Source organism: Haloplanus sp. XH21, assembly GCF_023276355.1.
GTDB classification, from domain to species: domain Archaea; phylum Halobacteriota; class Halobacteria; order Halobacteriales; family Haloferacaceae; genus Haloplanus; species Haloplanus halobius.
Window position 1 is genome coordinate 907,842 of record NZ_JALLPL010000001.1, and the last position, 18,616, is coordinate 926,457.

Below are 18,616 nucleotides of genomic sequence, written 5' to 3' on the forward strand. Positions count from 1 at the left end.
CTTCTCGCGGCGCGACCCGTGGCGTGCTCGTGGGGGCGGCGGCCATCGTCGCCGGGGCAGTGCTGGGGACGGTGAGTTAGTGGCGGGTATTTTCGAGGCGAGGACGGACGCGACGGCGGGCCGACTTGGCCCGGAATTTTTGGGACCCGCTGTCGAAGCACTCTGCCGATGACCGCACACCACATACCCAAAGGTGCCGGCCTCGAGACGTTACAGGAGGTGCTGACCGGCTGGAGCGAGGCGGGGGCAGCCGACGAGCCACGCTACACCGCCGACGTCGAGGACATCATCAGCGTCTCCGACGTGGTCGGACGGCAGACGCGGTTTCTCGAGGAGATCGGGGTGCTCGAGCCACACAAACAGAAACACCGACTGACCGACGCCGGGCGGGAACTCGCGGACGCGCTCGCCACCGGCGACGAGGACCGGGCGAAAGAGCAGGCCCGCGAGCTGCTCGCCGACTGGGACCTCACCGAGGACGTTCGCGGCGTGGTCGGCGGAAATCCGATGGACGAGGACGAACTCGTCCCGATCGTCGCCGACCTCGCCGATCAGGACCTCGAAACGAGTCGCGTCGAGACGGGGATCCGGACGTTGCTCGACCTCTACGACTGGGCGAACCTGCTGGAGCGCGACGCCGACGGCCGGTACCGACTCCCGGAATCGGCGCAGGCGGAAGCCGAGACGGAACCCGGCGAGGAGACCGGCGGCCCAGCCGAGGACGCCCACGCGGAGATATCGGAAGCCAAGGAAGCGGCCGAAGAGGCCGCGGGCGCGGCGGAGACGGCGGTCTCGGCGGCCGAGCAACCGACAGAGTCGACGGCGGAGGACTCCGCGGATGCGGCCGAAACCATCGAACAGACCATCGAGGACGTGACCGAACAGGCGGTGGCTGAGACGGCCGAAGCGACCGCTCGGTCGGTGGCCGAGGAGGCGGCCCGCGAGCGAGCGGCGGAAATCGCCGAGGAAACGGCGGCGGATGTCGCGGAAGCGACGGCCGAAGAGATCGCTGAGGACGTCGCCGAGGAGTTGTCCGAGGAAGTGACGGAGGCCGCCGAAACTGCGGCGGAGGCGGCCGAGCGCTCCGAGGAAATCGCCACGACCGAAGAGGAAGCGATCGAGCAGACGGCGACGGAGACGGCCGAGTCGGTTGCCCGTGGGGTGGCCGAGGACGTGGCCCGAACGGTCGCCGACGAGGCGGTCGACGACGCTACCGACGACCTCGTCCAGCAGGCGACGGACGCCGCGGCGGAGACGGCCCGCGACGTGGCCGAACGAACCGCCGAGGAGACGGCGGCGGGGGTCATCGAAGACGCGGTCGAGGAGGCAGAACGCGCCGCGGAGACGGCATCGGAGGCCGCGGAGACCGTCCGGTCGCTCGCCGAGGAGGTAGAGGGTGTCAGTGAGTCGACGGTAGAGGCCGCCGAGGGGGTCGGCGACGTGGACGGTGCCGTCGCCGAAACGGCACCGGAGACCGAAGAGGCAGTCGAGGCTGAAGCGGCGGAAACCGCCCCGTCGGAAGCCGCCGAAACGGAGATCGCCGACGCGGTCGAGGGCGCGGCCGGCGATGTCGAAGGCACTGCCGAGGAGTTGACCCGAGAACTCCTGACCGACGCCGGGGAGCTTCGGATTTCGGTCGGCGAGGATTCGGGCATCGAGATCACCGTCGACGAGGACTCCGGGGTCGAGATCGGCGTCGATGGCGACGTCGATCTGGAGAACGTCGACCTCCCGGAGGGGGTTCGCGTCGCGTCGGACGAGACCCTCGAAACCGACGGCGGCGTGGACGAGTTGGCCGCTGACGGCGGTAACGAGGTGGAACTGACCGAGACGGACGACGGCGTTCGCATCGACGTCGACGCCGGACCGGGCATCACTATCGCCGTCGGTGGCGAAGAGGGTGAAACGGAGGAAGCCGGGTCAGAGGGTGCGGAAGAAGGCGAAGGTGGCGAAGAAGCGGAAGGAGAGGAAGCAGGTGAAGAAGCGGAAGGAGAGGGCGAAGCCGAAACCGAAGAAGCAGAGCCGGAAGCAGCGGAGGAACCCGCAGCGACGGAAGCCGAGGCGGCGGAGGAGACGGAGAGTGAGTCCGAAGAATCGGCGGACGAAGCCGAGGCTGAAGCCGAAGCGGAGGGCGAAACGGGGGCCACGATCGAGGAGCTCGAAGCCCTCGACGACGTCGCGTCGACCGAGGAGCTCGTGACCACTCTTAGCGATGCGGCGACGGAGGCCAAAGAGGCGGCCGAGGAGGCGAAATCGGCCGCCGAAGAGGCCCGGACGGCGGCCCAGCAGGCGGCCGGCGGGAACGGGAGCGACGGCTCGACGCCCGCGACCGAACCGCACGCGATCTCACTCGACCTCGATATCGACTCGGAGGACCTCGAAGCGATCGTTCGCGGCCTCAAGGACGGGCTACAGAACGGGGAGTCCTGACCTACTCGATTCGGTCCCTCGCGGCGGCGGCGAGGAAGGGCAGCGTGATGGTGGCGTCGCCGAGGACGGTGACGTTTTTCGCGGATTTCTCCAACTTCCCCCAGGACCGCGCTTCGTCGAGGGTCGCTCCCGAGAGGCCGCCGGTCGAGGCGGGATCCGTGGTGAGTTGCACGCCGTAGTCGTAGGCCTCGGGCACGGTGAGCATGGTCTGGAGGACGAAGTTCTTCGGGACGCCGCCGCCGACGACGGTCGCCCCGGCCTGCTCGGCGTCGAAGGCGATGTCGGTGATGTTCGTCATGTCGGCGAGGGCGTCGAGCGTGAACTCGGAGACCTGGGAGTGCATCCAGGCCTGGATGCCGAGCACGGAGTCCTGAATCGCGGGGACGAAGATGGGGACGTCGTGCTCGTAGGCTGCGGCGGCGATGCCGGGATCCTCCGTCACGTCGGCGTTGGCGTCGAGGTTGGCTCGCCCCAGTTCGCGCGTGAACTCGCTGATGGCGACCGGGCCGTCGAACGCCGGAAACACCTCGTCGCGGAGGTGGCCCTCGAACAGCGTGAAATGCTCTTGCGGAAGGTAGACGTTGTAGATGCGGTCGACGCCCTCGTCGCGGAGCTGTTCGTCGTGCTCGCGCTCGTCCCCCTCCTCGGCGGTGCGACCGTGGTGGTGTTTGCCGCCGATGGCCTCGATGGCGTCGTGGGTGAGGTTCGCGCCGGTCGTCACCAGCACGTCGATGTGACCGTCGCGGATCAGATCCGACACGACTCGTCGCATTCCGCCGGGGACCATCGCGCCCGCGAGGCCGAAGAAGTTGGTCACGTCGTCGTCGCCGAGCATCTCGCTATAGATGTCTACCGCGCGCGAGAGCTCCGCGGCGCCGATGCCCGCCTTGCCGTACTCGGTCGCGAGGTCGCCGACGCTCATCTCGGCCCACACCTCGGCGTGATCCAGGGGATCGTCGTGGAACTCCTCGCGGTGGGCGCCGTGGCCCGCCGCGTCGTGGTCGTCGTCAGTCATGCGCCGGAATCGGCGCTCCAGCGGTTTCAACGGCGCGATTGTTTCGTGGGCGTCGGTCGCCGCCGCGTCACAGCCCCGTGGGGTGGTCGATGTACGTCGTCTCGACGCCCCACTCTTCGCACAGCGACCCGAGCGCGCGGACGCCGAACGTCTCGGTCGCGTAGTGACCCGCGAGGAAGACGTTCAGCCCGCGGTCGCGGGCCTCGTGGTACGCTTTCTGCTTGCCCTCGCCGGTGACGAGGGCGTCGAGTCCGGCGTCGGCCGCCTCCTCGATCCAGTCGACGCCGCTCCCGGTGACGATGCCGATGTCCTCGATGTGATCCGGGCCGAAGCCGAGCACCTGCGTCTCGGTGTCGAGTTCCCGATCCAGCAGCGCGGCGAGTTCGTCGACGCCGGAGGAATCTCTCGCCGTCCCTCGCGTGCCGACGTATTCGGGGCCGAACGTTCCGAACGGTGCCCGGTCCTCGAGACCCAACACGTCCGCGAGACCGGCGGCGTTGCCGAGTTCTTGGTGGCCGTCGAGGGGGAGATGAGAGACGTACAGCGCCACGTCCTCGCGAACGAGCGGTTCGATCCGGTCGTAGTTGAGGCCGGTGAGGTGGTCGAACCCGCCCCACGCGAGGCCATGGTGGACGAGTAGCGCGTCGGCGTCTCGGTCGATGGCCGCGTCGATCGTCGCTTCGGCGGCGTCGACGGCGAGAGCCACGCGGTCGACGGTCCCCGTCTCACGGCCGACCTGCAGGCCGTTGGCGCTCGCGTCGATGTCGGCGTAGTCGTTGGTGCGAAGCCGGTCGTCGAGTCGGGCGACGAGTTCGCTGCGGTCCATACGTCGTCTCCGGTCGCGAGGGGTTTGTAGCCTAGGGCTCGCCGTCGGCGTGCGCGAACACGAGATCACGGAGGAGTTTCCCGCCGAGCGTCGCCGCCTGCCCGTCGTCGCGGTCGTTCACCTCGACGACATCGCCGCCGTCGGCGAGGGGGGCGACCGCGCGGACGACCGAGCGCATCTCGCGGGCCGAGAGCCCGCCGGGTTCCATCGTTCCCGTGCCGGGCGCGGCGGCGGGGTCGGCGGCGTCGATGTCGACGCTCAGATACGTAGTGGCGCTCGCGGGGTCGACGGCGTCGGTCACGGCGTCGCGGACGGCGGCGACGCCCTGTGCAGTCACCGTCTCCGGGGAGATGACGGTCACGTCGTCGTCGGCCGCCCGGTCCCATTCCGTCTCGCTACCGGCACGGGCACCGACGACGATGGCGTGGTCGGCCGTTTCGAGCGCGTGCCGGGTCACGCAGGCGTGGCTCCATGGATTGCCGTCGAAGTCGGCCCGGAGATCGAGGTGGGCGTCGAGACAGACGAAGAGATCCGGATCGACCGCCCGGACGCCGGCGATGGAGACGGTGTGTTCGCCGCCGAGCAGGAGGGGGACGGCGCCGTCCGTGACGATATCACGGAGTGTTCCGGCGAGGTAGTCGACGTACTCCGCGGCGTCGTCCCACGCGTGGATGTCGCCGTGGTCGTGCACGGAGAGGCCGGAGAAGTGATGGCCGGTTCGGTGATCGTAATCCTCGAACGAGGCGGCGAACTTCCGGATCCGATCGGGCCCGAACCGGGTTCCTGGCTGGAAGGTCGTCGAGATGCCGAGCGGTGCGCCCACGACGACGTAGTCGGCCGCGTCGCGGCCGGCGGACGCACCGGGGAACATCTACACGATCTTCCGCTGGCCTTCGTACTCCAGGTACTCGATCTCGTCGTCGGGCGACAGGTCCTCGTCTTCCGGAATGCGCATCGTGAACGTCTCGTAGGTGTCGAGGTCCATGATCTGGGCGTCGTCACCGGAGACGGAGACGACCTGGCCGCCCTTCCGTTCGATTATCGGCACCCACACCTTCGCGTCGACCGGCTGGCTGAGCGAGCGCTTCTTGCCGTCGAAGACGCCCTGTCCTTCGATTCGTGCCTTGGCACTGCCGTGTTTCCCGGGCTTTGCAGTGCTGTACGACTTGATTTCACACGAGGCGCTGTCCATCATCACGTAGCTTCCCTCTTGCAGTTCACGCACCTGCTTTTGCTCTTTAGCCATATCCAGCGATAACGGAAGCCGGTGTATAAACGGTTTGGAAACCCGCTATCGGCCCGTTCATACGGTTTATTGTCAGTCAGTACCGGTGGGTCGCCGGACGCCCCGGCGAACCGACAGTAATACTGCCGGCTGGAAGTCAATCAAGATATCCGCCATCCCGCGATGACGGATATCCCGAGACAGTTACAATAATCCGTATCACTTCTCGCGTCGCCGCCGCATCTCCTGGCGGGTGAACTGTGGCCGCGCCGTGACCCCGCGCCGTTCCCGGAGCGAACGATAGAGCAAGACGGCGACGGGGACGGTGATCACGCCGGCGACGATGGCCGCCTCGGGCGTCTCGTTGAACGCGTAGAGCAGGGATGTCGAGAGCACGCCGACGGCGACGAGGATGCTGTAGGCGATGCGCTTGGCGAGGCGGTCGAGCACGTCGTGTTCGTCGTCGAGTTGCACCTGCACCGTGAGGTCGTCGCGCTTGACCCGGTCGAGCACGTCGTCGAGTTTCGGCGGGACGGTCACCAGCGACCGCGCGGTATCCTCTAGCTGGTCGCCGGCCGATTCGACGGCCTGTCGCACGCCCTCCTCGCGATACCCCTGCTCGGTGAGGTAGTCGGTGGCGACGGCGATGAAATCGAAGTCGGGGTCGAGCGTGACACAGACGCCTTCGACCACCGTCGCCACCCGGAGGATGAGCGCGAAGTTCCGCGGGAGCCGCAGCGGGAAGTCGTAGATGGTGTCCTCGACCTGCTGGATGACCTGCTGGACGCGGTACTGCTCCAAGTTCTCGCCGCGGACGTCGGCGATGGCGAGTTCCATCACGTTGCCCATCACCTCGCGGTCGGCTTCGGGGCTGAGCGTCCCCATCTCGATCATCGCGTCGAGGATGCCGTCGATGTCCTGGTTGGCAACGGCGACGTAGAAGTCGACGATTTTCTCCTGGAAGTAGGCGTCGACGCGCCCGCTCATGCCGAAGTCATAGAAGATGATGGCGCCGTCGTCGTCGACCGCCAGATTCCCGGGGTGGGGGTCGGCGTGGAAGACACCGTCTTCGATGATCATCTGGAGGTAGACGCGCTGCAGGCTCTCGGCGAGGGCGGTGCGGTCGTGTCCCCGTTCGTCGAGCGTGTCGATGTCGTTGATCTTGACGCCCTCGATGTACTCCATGACGAGGACGCGCTCGCCGGAGAGGTCGTTGACGGCCGACGGGATCCGAATCCGATCGTTATCTTGGAAGTTTCCCCGAATCTCGTCGAGCATCCGTCGTTCGCGGTCGTAGTTCATCTCCTGTCGGATCGTGGTGTCGAACTCGTCGGCGAGATTCGAGAGGGAGAACCGTCGCGACTCGTCGATGAACCGCAGGAGGATGGGAAGGAGCCACTGGACCGCCCGCAGGTCGGCCTCGACGAGGGCCTCGACGCCCGGACGCCGCACCTTGATCGCGACGGTGTCGCCCTCGTAGGTGGCGCGATACACCTGCCCGAGACTGGCGCCGCTGATGGCGTCCCGTTCGAAGTCGTCGAACACCTCGTCGACGGGACCGACTTCGTCTTCGATGATGGGCCGTGTCTCCGCCCACTCGGCGGGCGGGACGTCGTCCTGGAGCGAGGTGAGCACGTCGATGTACGCCGGCGGGAGGACATCGGGGCGGGTCGACAGCAGTTGACCGAGTTTGATGAACGTCGGCCCGAGGGTGAGCAGCGAGTCGAGGAGGCGGTCGGCTCGCTCTCGCTGTGTCGCGGGGTCGACGCTCCGTGGGCCGCCGAACAGGAGGAAGCGCCGCCGATCGCGGGCGTAGGCGACGAGGAGGGGGAGAAACTGGTGGACGACTCGGACGAACCGCCAGTAGGCGCGGAGATTGACCAGCGTGACCACCCGGGCTTACGCGTCCTCGATGGGGATGGATTGCTCCGGCGCGGCCTCGTGTTTGGGGAGGCGGAGTTCGAGAACGCCCCGTTCGACCGACCCCTCGGCGCCCGCCCCCGTCGCATCCGGCGGCAGGGGGAGTTCGGCGTCGAGAAAGAGGGAGCGATCCTCCCGAACGTAGTCGAATCCTTCGGGCAGCGTCTTCTCGCGGCGTGCCTCGATGTGGAGGCGGCCGCGTTCGACACGCACGTCGACGGTTTCGGCGGTCGCGCCCGGCAGGTCGAGGACGAGCAGGTAGGCGTCGTCGCTTTCGAGCAGGTCCGCAAACACGGCCTCGGGGAGTTCTCGAAGCGCGTCCCGAAGTGCTGACATGCCCCCGCATAGGGAGTGGGTGGCGAAAAAGGCCGTGGTGTGGGTGGTGGCGACCGCGGCCGAATAACTAAGTCGGTCGCCCGTCCAGTGCCCACGTCTAGCCGGCACTGCTCCAATGCTCTCGCTCGTTCCCGCCGCCGTCGGCGTCGCCCTCATGCTCACGCTTGCGGCCGGCGCGTACGCCGCCTCGCGGACCGACGGCCTCGACTACCGGACGGCCGTCCTCGCTGCGGCCGTGGCGGTGGCCGTCGGCGGCGCCGCCGTGACCGCGGTGTCAGTCGCTCCCGCGGGCGAACCCGCGGCCGCTGACGGCTCCGAACCGAGGGTCACCACGACACCGGCGCCGGGGACCGCGACGCCGACTGCGATCCCCACTCCGACCGACACCCCGCGTTCTCCCTCCACCGCGTCGACCGTCGTCAGCGTCGCCGCGGGCGACAGACTCACGTACCGAACGGCGTCGGGCGCGAAACGAACGGTGCGGCTCGCGGGGGTCGATGCACCCGGCGTCGAGGGCGCGTCACCCCGGCAGTTCGACGGCGTGCTGACGGGAAGCCGTGGCCGCGCGTGTCTCGCTGATCAGGGCCGGCGGTCGGTGCGTGCCCTCCGTGGTCGCCTCCTCGACGAGACGGTGACCGTCCGTGTGGTCGACGAGCGCGGAACGCCGACGGCCGTGGTGACACACGACAGCCGGTCGATCAACCGCCATCTCGTGGCCAGAGGATACGTCCGGGCCACCGACGGGCGCTACGACGACGCCGAACGCGCCGCCCGGAGCGCCACCCTCGGCGTCTGGTCGTGCACGCTCGTCGAACCCGACCGCCCGATTCGGGCCGACGCCAGCACGGGCCTGCGCATCGCCGCTGTCCACCCCAACCCGCCCGGCGACGACGCCGCGGCCCTGAACGAGGAGTACGTCGTCATCGAGAACACCGGTCGAACGACCGTCGACCTCTCCAACTGGTGGCTCACGGTCGGTGACACGGTGGTCCTCCTCGACGGCCCGGCACTCCATCCCGGCACGAACCTCGTCGTTCACGTCGGGACGGGACGGGACACCGACGGCCACCTGTATTTGGGCGCCACGAGGCCCCTCCTCGGAAACGCTCATGGAACGTTGAAACTCTCCGATGGTGACTCCAACCGGTCAGTCAGGCTGACGTACTGACTAAAATCGGCTGGTACCGAAGTTCTGACTGAACCACTGTCGAATAAAACAAGAAGAAAGTTTAACCTTGTTTCAGTTTTGTTCAGCCAATCGTCATCGTTATCATCGGCCACCTGCAGGTGCCTCCAATGAGGCGGATTACGATTCTTGGCGTCGTCGTCCTGTTGTTGCTCGCGCCGATCGTTCCCGCGGTCGGGTCGAGCGTCGTGACGGGGAACCCGCAGTTGAGTCACAGCGTGGCCGACAACACGTTCCAGGCCAATCAGGACGCGACGCTCACCGTCGTCACGACCAACGACGGCAACATCGAGGACGGGGGTATCGGCCGGTTCGAAGACCAGGTCCAGAGCGCACGGAGCGTGCAGATGCGGGTCGTCGAGTCCCAGGTCGAGGGTCCGATCGATGTCAAGACGGGGACGGTGACGACCGGAAGCATCGGTCCCGGTGGCGCCGCCCGGTTCGACTTCGATCTGGAGATCGGGAGCGCCGACCCCGGCACCTACACCGTTCCCGTCCGCGTCACCTACCGCCACGCTCGGGCGGTCATCTATGACGAGACGAGCAGTGGCCCCGCCAACATCGAGTACGTCTGGCTCGACGAGGAGCGGACCGTCGACCTGCAGATCCGGATCGAGGAGCAGGCGTCGTTCGATATCGTCTCCGAGGGCTCGAACGAACTGCTCGCTGGCGACACCGGGTCGCTCGACTTCACGATCGAGAACACGGGCACGCGGACCGCGTCGAACGCGACCGTGAACCTCCAGTCTCAGGCGTCGGGGCTCTTCTTCGGGAGCGCGTCGGCGCCAGCGGCCGAGACGAGCGTGTTCGTTCGGTCGCTGGCCCCCGGTGAGACGCGCCGCGTCTCGGTACAGGTCGGCGCCGACACGGACCTCTCGCCCGGCGAGTATCCGATCGATACCGTCGTCAGCTACCGCGATCAGAACGACATCACCCGTCGATCGGAGACGCTCACGACCGGCGTGAACGTGCGCCCCGAGCGCTCCTTCGCCCTCGAGGATCTCTCCACGTCGATGTTCCGTGTCGACGAGTCGGAGGCCACACTCTCGGGGCGCATCGTTAACACCGGGCCGGCGCCCGCGCGGAACGTCGTCGTCCGGCTGCAGAACGGTGGCATCGTCACGCCGACGAACGGCGAGTCGGCGGTCGGAACGCTCGACCCCGGCGAGTCGGCCCTCGTCTCCTTCACCGCCGCCATCCCCGGTGAGGCCGACCCCGGCACCAACTCGCTCTCGTTCGGCGTGGAGTACGAGAACGCCCAAGGAAAGGTACGGACGGCCTCGGAACCCATCCGAAAGACGGTGGAGATCGGTCCCTCGCAGGACCGCTTTGCCGTGTCGAACGTCTCGACGACGGTGACGCCGGGCGGGACGGCCCGCCTCACCGTCGACGTTCGGTACGTCGGCGAGGAGCCGATCACGGCGGTTAACGCCCGCCTGTTCACCAGCGATCCGCTGTCGACGTCCGACGACGGCGCGCATCTCGGCGCGATGGATCCGGGCGAGACGGCGACCGCCACGTTCCGTATCAGCGCCACGAGCGATGCGCTTCCCAAGGCGTACGGCGCCTCGATCGAAGCCCGCTACGACGAGGCCGACGGTGACACCGCGTTCACCGATGGGATGCCGATCGGCGTGGCTGTGGACGAACCGTCCGGCGGTCCGCCGGTGCTCCCCATCGCCATCGCCGTGATCGTCCTTCTGGTGATCGGCGCCACTGTGTGGTATCGACGACGATGACCGGACGCTCGACGGTCGCCGGACGCTGCCGTCGACACGCGGAGAGTGACTAACGTGCATACGCTTCGAACGCTGTTTCGGACGATCGGTCACGAGATCCAGGCGCATCCAGTCGCGACGCTGCTGATCGCGGCCGTGTTACTGTTCACCGCCTTCGGTGGGGCCGCACAGATCACGAGCGTCACCGGCGACGCGGCGTTCACCGGCGAGAATCCCACGCTGGAGACGTTCGACGACGCGTTCGACCGCGGTTCGATTTCGGTGATGGTCCGCGGAGAGACCACCGATCCTGCGACGCTCAGCGCGATCGCCCGGTTCGACGACCGCATGTCGTCCGTCGAGGACGTCGCGTACGTCTCGAGTCCCGCCGACCGCGTCAGGGCGGAGTACGGCCGGATCCCCGACTCACAGGAGAAGATCGAGCGCGTCATCGGCACCCCGGACACCGTCTTCGTGCAGGTAGTGTTCGACCCCGGCCTCTCACAGGCGGAGACGCGGCCCATCTACACGGAAGCGCTGAACGCCGAAGAGTGGGCGCGCTTCCCGGTCGGCGTGGACGTGATCATCACGGGGTCGGCGGCGTTCTCCGCCCAGTTGTCGGAGCTGATCGGGCAGAGCACCAACCAGTTACTCGGCCTCGCCGTGGGGCTGATGATCGTCGCGCTCTTTTTCCTCTTTCGGGGGGTGCGGCTGCGTCTGCTCCCGATCGTCGCGGTGTTTACCGGCGTTCTCTACACGTTCGGTGCGATCGGCTACGCTGGGGTGCCGAACTCGACGCTGACGAGTTCGGTCTTCCCCATCCTGATCGGCCTCGGCATCGACTACTCCGTCCAGTTCCACGAGCGATACGAGGAGGAACTGGAGCGTCACGAGCCACGTGAAGCGCTGCCGAGAGCGCTGTCGGGCATCGGGCCGCCGGTGTTCATCGCCATGCTCGCCGCCGCCCTCGGCTTCGGGGCGACGTGGGTGTCGACGCTCGGGACGCCCGCGTTCGTCTGGTTCGCCCAGACGTCCATCTTCGGCGTGTTGCTCACCTTCCTCGCAGGGGTGCTGGTCTTACTCCCGATACTGACGCTGTACGCGCGGTATCGGGGGCCGGACGATGCGGACGAGAGCGACAGCCAGCAGTCGGACACGGACGAGACCGAGTCGGCGGACGGTCCCCGTGTGGACCCCGCCGAGCGGGAAGTCACCGATCCGACCGACTCCGAACGGGTCGGCGTCGTTGGCCGGACGCTCGGGCGGATGTCGCGGACGCTCGCGGCCAACCCCGGGATCGTGTTACTCGTCGCCCTGCTGTTGATGGGCGCCGGATTTCAGGCCGGACAGGGGCTGGATACGCTCGCCGACACCGAGGGGTTCGTCCCACAGGATCTGCCGGCGTACGTCGATCTCCAGCAGTTCCGCGCCCAGACCGGCGGCGGCGCGGCCGTCCAGTACGATGTCCTCGTCACCGGGAGTGATCTCACCAATCCCGCGGTGTTGCACTGGATGGAGCAGTTCGAGCAGGTGGCCGTCGGTGCGCCACTGATTCAGGGGGTGGACTCGCCCGCGACGCTCGTCGCCGAGCACAACGGCGGCGAGATACCCGAGACGCAGACGGGGGTCGAGCGCGTCCTCGCCGACGTGCCCGCACAGGAGCGCGCCAACTACTACAACGACGGTGTTGCCCACATTACCGTCATCGGCGCCCAGGACATGACGACCGGCGAGACGCTGTCGTTCATCTCGAACGTCAACGACGCCATCGCGTTCAGCAACCCGCCGCCGGGCGTCGACCCGACCCTCACCGGAACGGCGGCCATCACGCCTCCGTCGATCGTCGACCAGATCGAGAGCCGGAACGTGACGACGGGGCTCGGCGTCCTGTTCGTCTTCGGCCTGCTGTTGCTGTACTACCGGAACCTCGTGAAAGCCGTCGCGCCGCTGGTGCCGATGCTCTTCGTCATCGGCTGGCAGAACCTCTATATGGCGGCGCTCGACATCCCCGTCTCGCCGCTCGGCGCCTCGCTCGGCGCCATGACCGTCGGTATCGGCGCCGAATACACCATCATCGTGATGGAGCGATACTACGAGGAGAAAGCCCGGCCGGGCTCGAGCAAACTCGACGCCGTGGAGACGGCCGCCACCCGCGTCGGCAAGGCCATCTCCGTCTCGGGAATGACCACCGTCTTCGGCTTCTCGGCGCTCACGCTCTCGCCGTTCCCCATCCTCGGCGACTTCGGCTACCTGACCGTCGGCGTCATCTTCCTGACGCTGGTGGCCGCGCTGGCGACGCTGCCGCCGACGCTGATCCTCCTCGACACGACCGCCGAGCGCCTCCGATCACTGTTCGAGCGCTCGCGTGGGGGCGACGTGACGGCGCGGTGATGGGAACGACTAACTGACCCCGGGTCCAGACGGCAACTATGCCCACTGCACCCGCCGACTCGGCGTACGGAACCGCCCTCGTACCCACGGTCACCCCCTTTTCGAACGGCTCGGTCGATGTCGAGGCGGTCGCCGACCTCTGTGAGTTCGTGCTGGCGAACGGCGCCGACGGTCTCGTCCCCTGTGGAACCACCGGCGAGTTCGCGAGTCTCACTGAGGAAGAGTACGAGACGGTCGTCGCGGCGAGCGTCGACGCCGCCGACGGCGCGCCCGTCCTCCCCGGCGCCGCGGCGACGAGCGTCGCCGACACGCTCGACCGGATCGACATCGCGGCCGACTGCGGCGCCGACGCCGTGCTGATCGTCCTGCCGTACTTCCACGGCCAGAACGCCCCGGGCGGCAACGAGCGGTTCGTCCGCGCGGTGCTCGCCGAAACGTCGCTGCCGATCATCCTCTACAACATCCCCTCGTGTGTCGGGCAGTCCATCGACGCCGATCTGGTGGAAGCCGTCGCGGACCATCCCGACCTCGTCGGCATGAAAGACACCAGCGGCGATCTGACCCACCTCCTCGACATCATCCACCGGACGGACGACGACTTCCACCTGTTCCAGGGGTACGACAGCCAGCTCGTCCCCGCGATGTCGATGGGGGCGACCGGCGGCATCAACGCGCTGACCAACGTCTTCCCCGGCGTCGTCTCGGACGCAATCGATTCGGCGACGGGTGACGCGGACGACTTCGCCCACGCTCGTGATCTCCAGTTGGACCACCTCGGTCCCTTCTTCGGCGAGTGTCTGGAGTACGGGTTCGCTCCCGCGACCAAGACCGCGCTGGTCGCTCGCGGCGTGATCGACGACGACACGGTGCGACCGCCCTTGGTCCAACTCGGCGACGACGCGACGGCGTCCGTGTGCACGGCCGTCGACCGCGTCGTCGACGCCGTCGGGGAGTAGCCGCCACGAAACTTATCTCTCGGCGGCGATAACGGACTTCCGTGAGCCAGACGACGATCCGGATCGACCCGCACGTTCACTCGGACGCCTCCTACGACGGCCACGACCCCGTGGAGCTCCTGCTGGAGCAGGCGGCCGAGATCGGTCTCGACGGCGTCGTCATCACGGATCACGACGTGATCCACGAATCGGTTCGGGCGGCGGAACTCGCCCCCGAGTACGGCCTGCTCGGCATCCCCGGCGTCGAGGTGTCGACGGCCGTCGGCCACCTGCTGGCCATCGGCGTCCGGGAGATGCCACCCCGCCGCGCGCCGCTCGACGCGACGGTTGAGTGGGTGCGCGACCACGGCGGCCTCGCGGTCGTTCCCCACCCGTTCCAGCGGAGTCGCCACGGTGTCCCTCGCCGCCATCTCGCCGACTGCGACGCGATCGAGGTGTTCAACTCGTGGCTGTTCACCGGCTTTCGCAACCGGCGGGCGCGGCGCTTCGCCGCCGAGCACGACTACCCTGCTCTCGCCGCCAGCGACGCCCACTCCGTGCCCCACGTCGGGCGGGCGTATACGGAACTCGTCATGCCGGACGCCGACCGATCGGCGCTCGACGGCGAGGCGGTGCTCGACGCTGTCCGGAGTGGCGCGACGCGGATGCGCGGTCGACGCCAGCCGATCCCCGCGTCGGCCCGCCACTACGCGGTCGGTTCGATGCGAAAGAGCGGCTACTACGCCAAACTGGGGGCGCTCAAGGGGCACGCGGCGGCCAAAACCGGTGTCGTGCAGGGCGCTCGGCTGCTGTCCGACATCTCGTCGCGGTGACCGCCGGGGGACTGCCCGTTCGCTCAGTCCCTCCCCGCATCCACCACGTGCGAGGTCTCGGCGTACAGATTCGCTCGCTCGACGTACCGTTCTCCGGCGTCGGCCCACCCCGAGTCGGGCACCTCCTTGACCGGCTCGGCGGGCGTCCCCGCCACCAGCGTCTCGGGTGGAACCTCCGTCCCTTCGGTGACGACGCTCCCGGCGGCGACGATGGCCCGCTCTCCGACGGTGACGTCGTTGAGGACGACGGCGCCCATCCCCACGAGCGCTCGCTCCTCGACCGTCGCGCCGTGGACGATGGCCGCGTGGCCGACGGTGGCGTAGGGGCCGACGACGGCGTCCTCGTGACAGACCGCGTTGTCCTGGATGTTTCCGCCCTCCCGAACGACGATCGGATCGTCGCCGCGGAGCGTGGCGTTCGGCCACACCGAGGCGTCGCGCTCGAGGGTGACGTCGCCGACGACGACGGCCGCGTCGTCGACGTAGGCCTCCTCGTGAACGGTCGGTTCGACGCCATCGACGGCTCTGAGCACCATACCGCGTCGTCGGCCGCCGTGGTATAAAGAACACCGACCGCCGCGGGCGCGCGACGACACGCCCTTAAGGCTCACCCGCCTGTGGTCGGCATGAACGAGACCATCGATGTCGTCTGGGGGGACGGCGAGGCGGGCACGCCGCTGAGCGCCTTCGACGCGGCGCTCGCGGATGCGGGCATCCACAACTACAACCTCGTCACTTACTCGTCGATGATCCCGCCGGGCCGTCGCGTCGTCGAAGCGGAGCGTCTCGACGCGACGTACGGCGTCGGTGCGCCGGTCGGCACGGTGCTCGCGGAAAACGAGGCGACCCGGACCGACGAAACCATCGCCGCCGGTCTGGGCTGGATCCGCGCCGACGAGGGGGGCGTGATGATGGAGAGCAGCGCGGGGTCGGCGGCGGCGTGTCGCGCCGACTTGCGCGAGAAACTCGCCGACGCGAAACGGATCCGGGACTGGAACTGGGAGGGCGAGCCCGAACTGGTGGTCCACGAGTACACCGTCGACCGCACGGGCGCCGTCGTCGTCGGCGCGGTGTACGGGCCGTTGTCGTACGCTGACGGCGAGCTACGGTGATCACTCCAACGACTCAGCGTACTCGAAGTCGTCGGCCGTCGCCGCCGGACGTTCCCCGTCGAGTTCGATGTGCCACCCGTGGAGGACAGTTGGATCATCGAGTGCGGCGTCAAGCGTCGTTCGAATGTCGCCGACGGCGACCCCGTAGTAGTCCTCGGGGACCCCGTGGAGATACTGGAGCGCCGTCTCGAACAGCGAGCGCATCCCGTCGTCGTTCTCGAAGTCGAAGTGCTTGTACGCGCCGGCGGCGACCTGGACCATTCCGTGCAGGAAGGCGCTCTCGGTCGTGCCGGAGCCGTAGTTGTACCATTCGTCCTCGAAACAGTCGTGGGCTTCGTGGAACGCACCGGCGTTGTAGAGGCGGACGCCGTGGATCACCCCACGCCGGAGCGTACCGTGTTCCCACCCGTTCGATTCGGGACGCTGTGGATCCCACCCGGTCGGCGCGCCGGTCGGCGGCGGCGCCACGCTGTAGTCGTGGGTGTGATCGTCCATGGTGTTCGTACGGGGCCGACGGAAGTAACGTCTGTGGTGGGGCGCGCGGACGGAAACGCACTTTAACGCCCGCGACTAGTAGTTGGTAATGAGGATTCGAGAGTTCGGCGACGACCCCGAGGTGGCGGTCGTCGCGGCTATCCATGGCGACGAACCCTGTGGCCCGCGAGCGGTCGAGGCGATTCTCGCCGACCCACCTGCCTTCGAACGGCCGGTGAAGTTCATCGTCGCCAACGAGCGCGCCCTCGACCGGGGCGTGCGGTATCTGGACGACGACCTCAACCGGGCGTTCCCCGGCGACGAGGCGGCCGCGAGTCACGAACGCCGTCTCGCGAGCGAACTACTGGCCGAACTCGAGGGGTGTACGACGCTCGCGCTTCACTCCACGCAGTCGTACGCGCACCCGTTCGCGCTCGTCGATACGGTCGACCCCGAGACGGCCGACCTGTGTGCCGCGCTTCCCATCGACACCCTCGTCGAGACGGGTGACTACGCCGACGGCCGTCTCATCTCATACCCGCGGACGATCGAAGTGGAATGTGGCCGACAGTGGTCGGAGCAAGCCGCGGCGAACGCCGAACAGCTCGTCACGGCCTTCCTGCGCGCGACGGGCGTTCTCCCCGCGACGGCGGACAGCGCCCCCAACGACGACGTGCCGGTGTTCCGACTCACCGGCCGGGTGCCGAAAGCGCCCGCTTCGGAACACGAGGTGTTCGTCGAGAACTTCGAGCGCGTGCCGCCGGGCGTGCCGTTCGCGTCGGCCGACGGCGAGGACCACGTCGCCGACGATCCGTTCTATCCGATCCTGATGTCGGCGGAGGGTTACGAGACCGTGTTCGGGTACGCGGCCGAGCGTCGGGGCCGACTGGCCGACATCGGCGACGAGTCGGCGCGGGGTCAGTCCTCGGACGGCGCGAGTTCGACCAGCGTGAGATCCCGGTCGAGCATACAGTAGTCGTGGGGCGGATCGCCGATCACGTCCTCGATGCGGTATTCGGTGTCGAAGTCGGCGCCGTCGGGGACGCAGTAGGTGTGGCTCGGGCAGTCGGTGTAGGGACACGAGCCGGCTAGCTTCGCTTTGCTGCCGGCGTAGGCGGCCTTCGAGGGGACGTTCGCGGTGATGGACGTGGGTTCGACTTCGACGGCGCGGACGCCTTCGTCGTGGACCGCGCAGTCGAGCGTCTGGGCGTTCTCGCGAACGTCCGTGATCCGGTAGCGGGTTCCCGGCGAGAGGTCGAGACACTGCCCGCGGTACGGACAGCCCTCGCACGCGGTCGACTCGCCGCGGAAGACGAATTCGCGGCCCACCTCGGCGAGGCGCGTTCCGATGAGCGTGACCTCCGACATGGACGCCTGTTTTCCCCCCGCCCGGTTAAGCCTCGCGACCGACGAGTTCGTCGAGGCGGTCGAGGTAGGCCTCGCGGGGCACCTGATAGGCGGCGCGGTAGTCGATATCGCCCGTCGCGAACGCCCGCGCCAGGTCGAGCGCCGTCTCGACGGCCTTCTCGCGCGTCTCACAGGATTCGACCCGTGCGTCGACCTCCGGTTCGAGAAAGAGCGTAATCGTCCAGCCGTCGGCCTCGCGGGCGCTCGGCCGTCGCCCGGGTTTCCCGGGCGAGAGGTAGATGGTCGGCATGCAGGCCGCCGGAAACGCTGCCGTGTCGAACACGTCCGGGCGATAGGCCAGGATGGCCCGGCCCGCCGGCTCCTCGTGCCAGACCGTCCAGCCGTCGGGGAGCGATTCGAGACTCACGGGGCCACCTTCGGCCGCCGTCTATAGGAGCGTTTGGAATACGGTCGACGGGGATCATCCGGGATGACGAACGTTCCAGTCGACAGCCCCGTCGAACGCGTCCCATCACACCGGATCGGGCCGCTGATGCGAAACGCTCAGACGAACCGGCGTGTTGGGCGCCCAGCACCCCCCTCATACCGCTTTCACACCCCCGTCTATTCGCCGAAAATCGCGGGACGTTCGGCCGATGGCGGAACAAGACTTATCTGTCTCTACTCCTGACAGTGTTTATAGTCTCGGTTACCAGCGAACCGGGTCACCGTCAACCGGCCGCTCCCCGCCGCCCATCCGTCGTGTGTTGTCGCTTCCCGACGAGGCCGTCGCCGGGCGCGTACTGTGATACGTGTTCACAACCCACGGACTGCCGTGACGGTGCGGCTCGGGCCCGAGACACCGACG

Annotated in this window: 18 protein-coding genes; 8 read left to right on the forward strand and 10 right to left on the reverse strand. The window is 68.0% G+C overall.

The features are described 5' to 3' along the window. Window positions 1-168 precede the first annotated feature (168 nt). On the forward strand, window positions 169-2,430 hold the full coding sequence (locus MXB53_RS04675) for a hypothetical protein (protein ID WP_248896045.1): 2,262 nt from the start codon (window positions 169-171) through the stop codon (window positions 2,428-2,430). A gap of 1 nt (window position 2,431) precedes the next feature. Here the strand turns inward: MXB53_RS04675 and MXB53_RS04680 are convergent, their stop codons facing one another. From MXB53_RS04680 to MXB53_RS04705, 6 genes are all read right to left on the reverse strand, one after another. Beyond that, window positions 2,432-3,445: a deoxyhypusine synthase gene (locus MXB53_RS04680; RefSeq protein WP_248896046.1), complete on the reverse strand. Its 1,014-nt coding sequence runs from the start codon at window positions 3,443-3,445 to the stop codon at window positions 2,432-2,434. A 67-nt stretch (window positions 3,446-3,512) separates the two neighbouring features. Continuing rightward, complete coding sequence (locus MXB53_RS04685) at window positions 3,513-4,271, reverse strand: Nif3-like dinuclear metal center hexameric protein (protein ID WP_248896048.1); 759 nt, start codon at window positions 4,269-4,271, stop codon at window positions 3,513-3,515. Window positions 4,272-4,302: 31 nt separating this feature from the next. After that, complete coding sequence (locus MXB53_RS04690) at window positions 4,303-5,142, reverse strand: arginase family protein (protein ID WP_248896050.1); 840 nt, start codon at window positions 5,140-5,142, stop codon at window positions 4,303-4,305. Next, the gene (locus MXB53_RS04695) at window positions 5,143-5,517 is read right to left on the reverse strand and encodes a translation initiation factor IF-5A (RefSeq protein ID WP_248896052.1); all 375 of its coding nucleotides are present in this window, start codon (window positions 5,515-5,517) and stop codon (window positions 5,143-5,145) included. A 198-nt stretch (window positions 5,518-5,715) separates the two neighbouring features. Continuing rightward, on the reverse strand, window positions 5,716-7,389 hold the full coding sequence (locus MXB53_RS04700) for an ABC1 kinase family protein (protein WP_248896054.1): 1,674 nt from the start codon (window positions 7,387-7,389) through the stop codon (window positions 5,716-5,718). A 6-nt stretch (window positions 7,390-7,395) separates the two neighbouring features. Continuing rightward, window positions 7,396-7,752, reverse strand: coding sequence for an Hsp20/alpha crystallin family protein (locus tag MXB53_RS04705; RefSeq protein WP_248896056.1), 357 nt, complete (start codon window positions 7,750-7,752; stop codon window positions 7,396-7,398). A 115-nt stretch (window positions 7,753-7,867) separates the two neighbouring features. On the opposite strand from MXB53_RS04705, the gene MXB53_RS04710 reads away from it, so the two are divergent. From MXB53_RS04710 to MXB53_RS04730, 5 genes are all read left to right on the forward strand, one after another. After that, complete coding sequence (locus tag MXB53_RS04710; RefSeq protein WP_248896057.1) at window positions 7,868-8,920, forward strand: lamin tail domain-containing protein; 1,053 nt, start codon at window positions 7,868-7,870, stop codon at window positions 8,918-8,920. A 128-nt stretch (window positions 8,921-9,048) separates the two neighbouring features. Next, on the forward strand, window positions 9,049-10,677 hold the full coding sequence (locus MXB53_RS04715) for a COG1361 S-layer family protein (RefSeq protein WP_248896058.1): 1,629 nt from the start codon (window positions 9,049-9,051) through the stop codon (window positions 10,675-10,677). A gap of 54 nt (window positions 10,678-10,731) precedes the next feature. After that, window positions 10,732-13,047: an efflux RND transporter permease subunit gene (locus MXB53_RS04720; protein WP_248898068.1), complete on the forward strand. Its 2,316-nt coding sequence runs from the start codon at window positions 10,732-10,734 to the stop codon at window positions 13,045-13,047. Window positions 13,048-13,085: 38 nt separating this feature from the next. Next, window positions 13,086-14,003, forward strand: a complete 918-nt coding sequence (locus MXB53_RS04725; RefSeq protein ID WP_248896059.1) for a dihydrodipicolinate synthase family protein — start codon at window positions 13,086-13,088, stop codon at window positions 14,001-14,003. A 41-nt stretch (window positions 14,004-14,044) separates the two neighbouring features. Then, window positions 14,045-14,815 (forward strand): CehA/McbA family metallohydrolase, encoded by a 771-nt coding sequence (locus tag MXB53_RS04730; protein WP_248896060.1) that lies wholly within the window; start codon window positions 14,045-14,047, stop codon window positions 14,813-14,815. Window positions 14,816-14,838: 23 nt separating this feature from the next. On the opposite strand, the gene MXB53_RS04735 is transcribed toward MXB53_RS04730, so the two are convergent. Next, complete coding sequence (locus MXB53_RS04735) at window positions 14,839-15,351, reverse strand: gamma carbonic anhydrase family protein (protein WP_248896061.1); 513 nt, start codon at window positions 15,349-15,351, stop codon at window positions 14,839-14,841. Window positions 15,352-15,441: 90 nt separating this feature from the next. Between MXB53_RS04735 and MXB53_RS04740 the strand changes: the two genes are divergently transcribed. Then, complete coding sequence (locus MXB53_RS04740) at window positions 15,442-15,927, forward strand: pyruvoyl-dependent arginine decarboxylase (RefSeq protein ID WP_248896063.1); 486 nt, start codon at window positions 15,442-15,444, stop codon at window positions 15,925-15,927. On the opposite strand, the gene MXB53_RS04745 is transcribed toward MXB53_RS04740, so the two are convergent. After that, window positions 15,928-16,422 carry a DUF309 domain-containing protein gene (locus MXB53_RS04745; RefSeq protein ID WP_248896064.1) on the reverse strand — a complete coding sequence of 165 codons (495 nt, stop codon included), beginning with the start codon at window positions 16,420-16,422 and terminating at the stop codon, window positions 15,928-15,930. It lies immediately after the preceding gene. 88 nt (window positions 16,423-16,510) lie between these two features. Here MXB53_RS04745 and MXB53_RS04750 point away from each other — a divergent pair, with 88 nt between their 5' ends. Beyond that, entirely contained in the window at window positions 16,511-17,377 is an 867-nt protein-coding gene (locus MXB53_RS04750; protein WP_248896066.1) for a M14 family metallopeptidase, read from the forward strand. Here the strand turns inward: MXB53_RS04750 and MXB53_RS04755 are convergent. Then, the gene (locus MXB53_RS04755) at window positions 17,320-17,769 is read right to left on the reverse strand and encodes a UPF0179 family protein (protein WP_248896067.1); all 450 of its coding nucleotides are present in this window, start codon (window positions 17,767-17,769) and stop codon (window positions 17,320-17,322) included. The genes MXB53_RS04750 and MXB53_RS04755 overlap by 58 nt on opposite strands. A 25-nt stretch (window positions 17,770-17,794) precedes the next feature. Next, window positions 17,795-18,175 (reverse strand): DUF5820 family protein, encoded by a 381-nt coding sequence (locus MXB53_RS04760; protein WP_248896069.1) that lies wholly within the window; start codon window positions 18,173-18,175, stop codon window positions 17,795-17,797. Window positions 18,176-18,616 lie beyond the last annotated feature (441 nt).

What these genes read in the sequence shown, in the direction of transcription:
- MXB53_RS04675 (WP_248896045.1), top strand. Translation starts at nt 169, where the DNA reads ATGACCGCACACCACATACCCAAAGGTGCCGGCCTCGAGACGTTACAG.
- MXB53_RS04680 (WP_248896046.1), bottom strand. Translation starts at nt 3,445, where the DNA reads ATGACTGACGACGACCACGACGCGGCGGGCCACGGCGCCCACCGCGAG.
- MXB53_RS04685 (WP_248896048.1), bottom strand. Translation starts at nt 4,271, where the DNA reads ATGGACCGCAGCGAACTCGTCGCCCGACTCGACGACCGGCTTCGCACC.
- MXB53_RS04690 (WP_248896050.1), bottom strand. Translation starts at nt 5,142, where the DNA reads ATGTTCCCCGGTGCGTCCGCCGGCCGCGACGCGGCCGACTACGTCGTC.
- MXB53_RS04695 (WP_248896052.1), bottom strand. Translation starts at nt 5,517, where the DNA reads ATGGCTAAAGAGCAAAAGCAGGTGCGTGAACTGCAAGAGGGAAGCTAC.
- MXB53_RS04705 (WP_248896056.1), bottom strand. Translation starts at nt 7,752, where the DNA reads ATGTCAGCACTTCGGGACGCGCTTCGAGAACTCCCCGAGGCCGTGTTT.
- MXB53_RS04710 (WP_248896057.1), top strand. Translation starts at nt 7,868, where the DNA reads ATGCTCTCGCTCGTTCCCGCCGCCGTCGGCGTCGCCCTCATGCTCACG.
- MXB53_RS04715 (WP_248896058.1), top strand. Translation starts at nt 9,049, where the DNA reads ATGAGGCGGATTACGATTCTTGGCGTCGTCGTCCTGTTGTTGCTCGCG.
- MXB53_RS04725 (WP_248896059.1), top strand. Translation starts at nt 13,086, where the DNA reads ATGCCCACTGCACCCGCCGACTCGGCGTACGGAACCGCCCTCGTACCC.
- MXB53_RS04735 (WP_248896061.1), bottom strand. Translation starts at nt 15,351, where the DNA reads ATGGTGCTCAGAGCCGTCGATGGCGTCGAACCGACCGTTCACGAGGAG.
- MXB53_RS04740 (WP_248896063.1), top strand. Translation starts at nt 15,442, where the DNA reads ATGAACGAGACCATCGATGTCGTCTGGGGGGACGGCGAGGCGGGCACG.
- MXB53_RS04745 (WP_248896064.1), bottom strand. Translation starts at nt 16,422, where the DNA reads ATGGACGATCACACCCACGACTACAGCGTGGCGCCGCCGCCGACCGGC.
- MXB53_RS04750 (WP_248896066.1), top strand. Translation starts at nt 16,511, where the DNA reads ATGAGGATTCGAGAGTTCGGCGACGACCCCGAGGTGGCGGTCGTCGCG.
- MXB53_RS04755 (WP_248896067.1), bottom strand. Translation starts at nt 17,769, where the DNA reads ATGTCGGAGGTCACGCTCATCGGAACGCGCCTCGCCGAGGTGGGCCGC.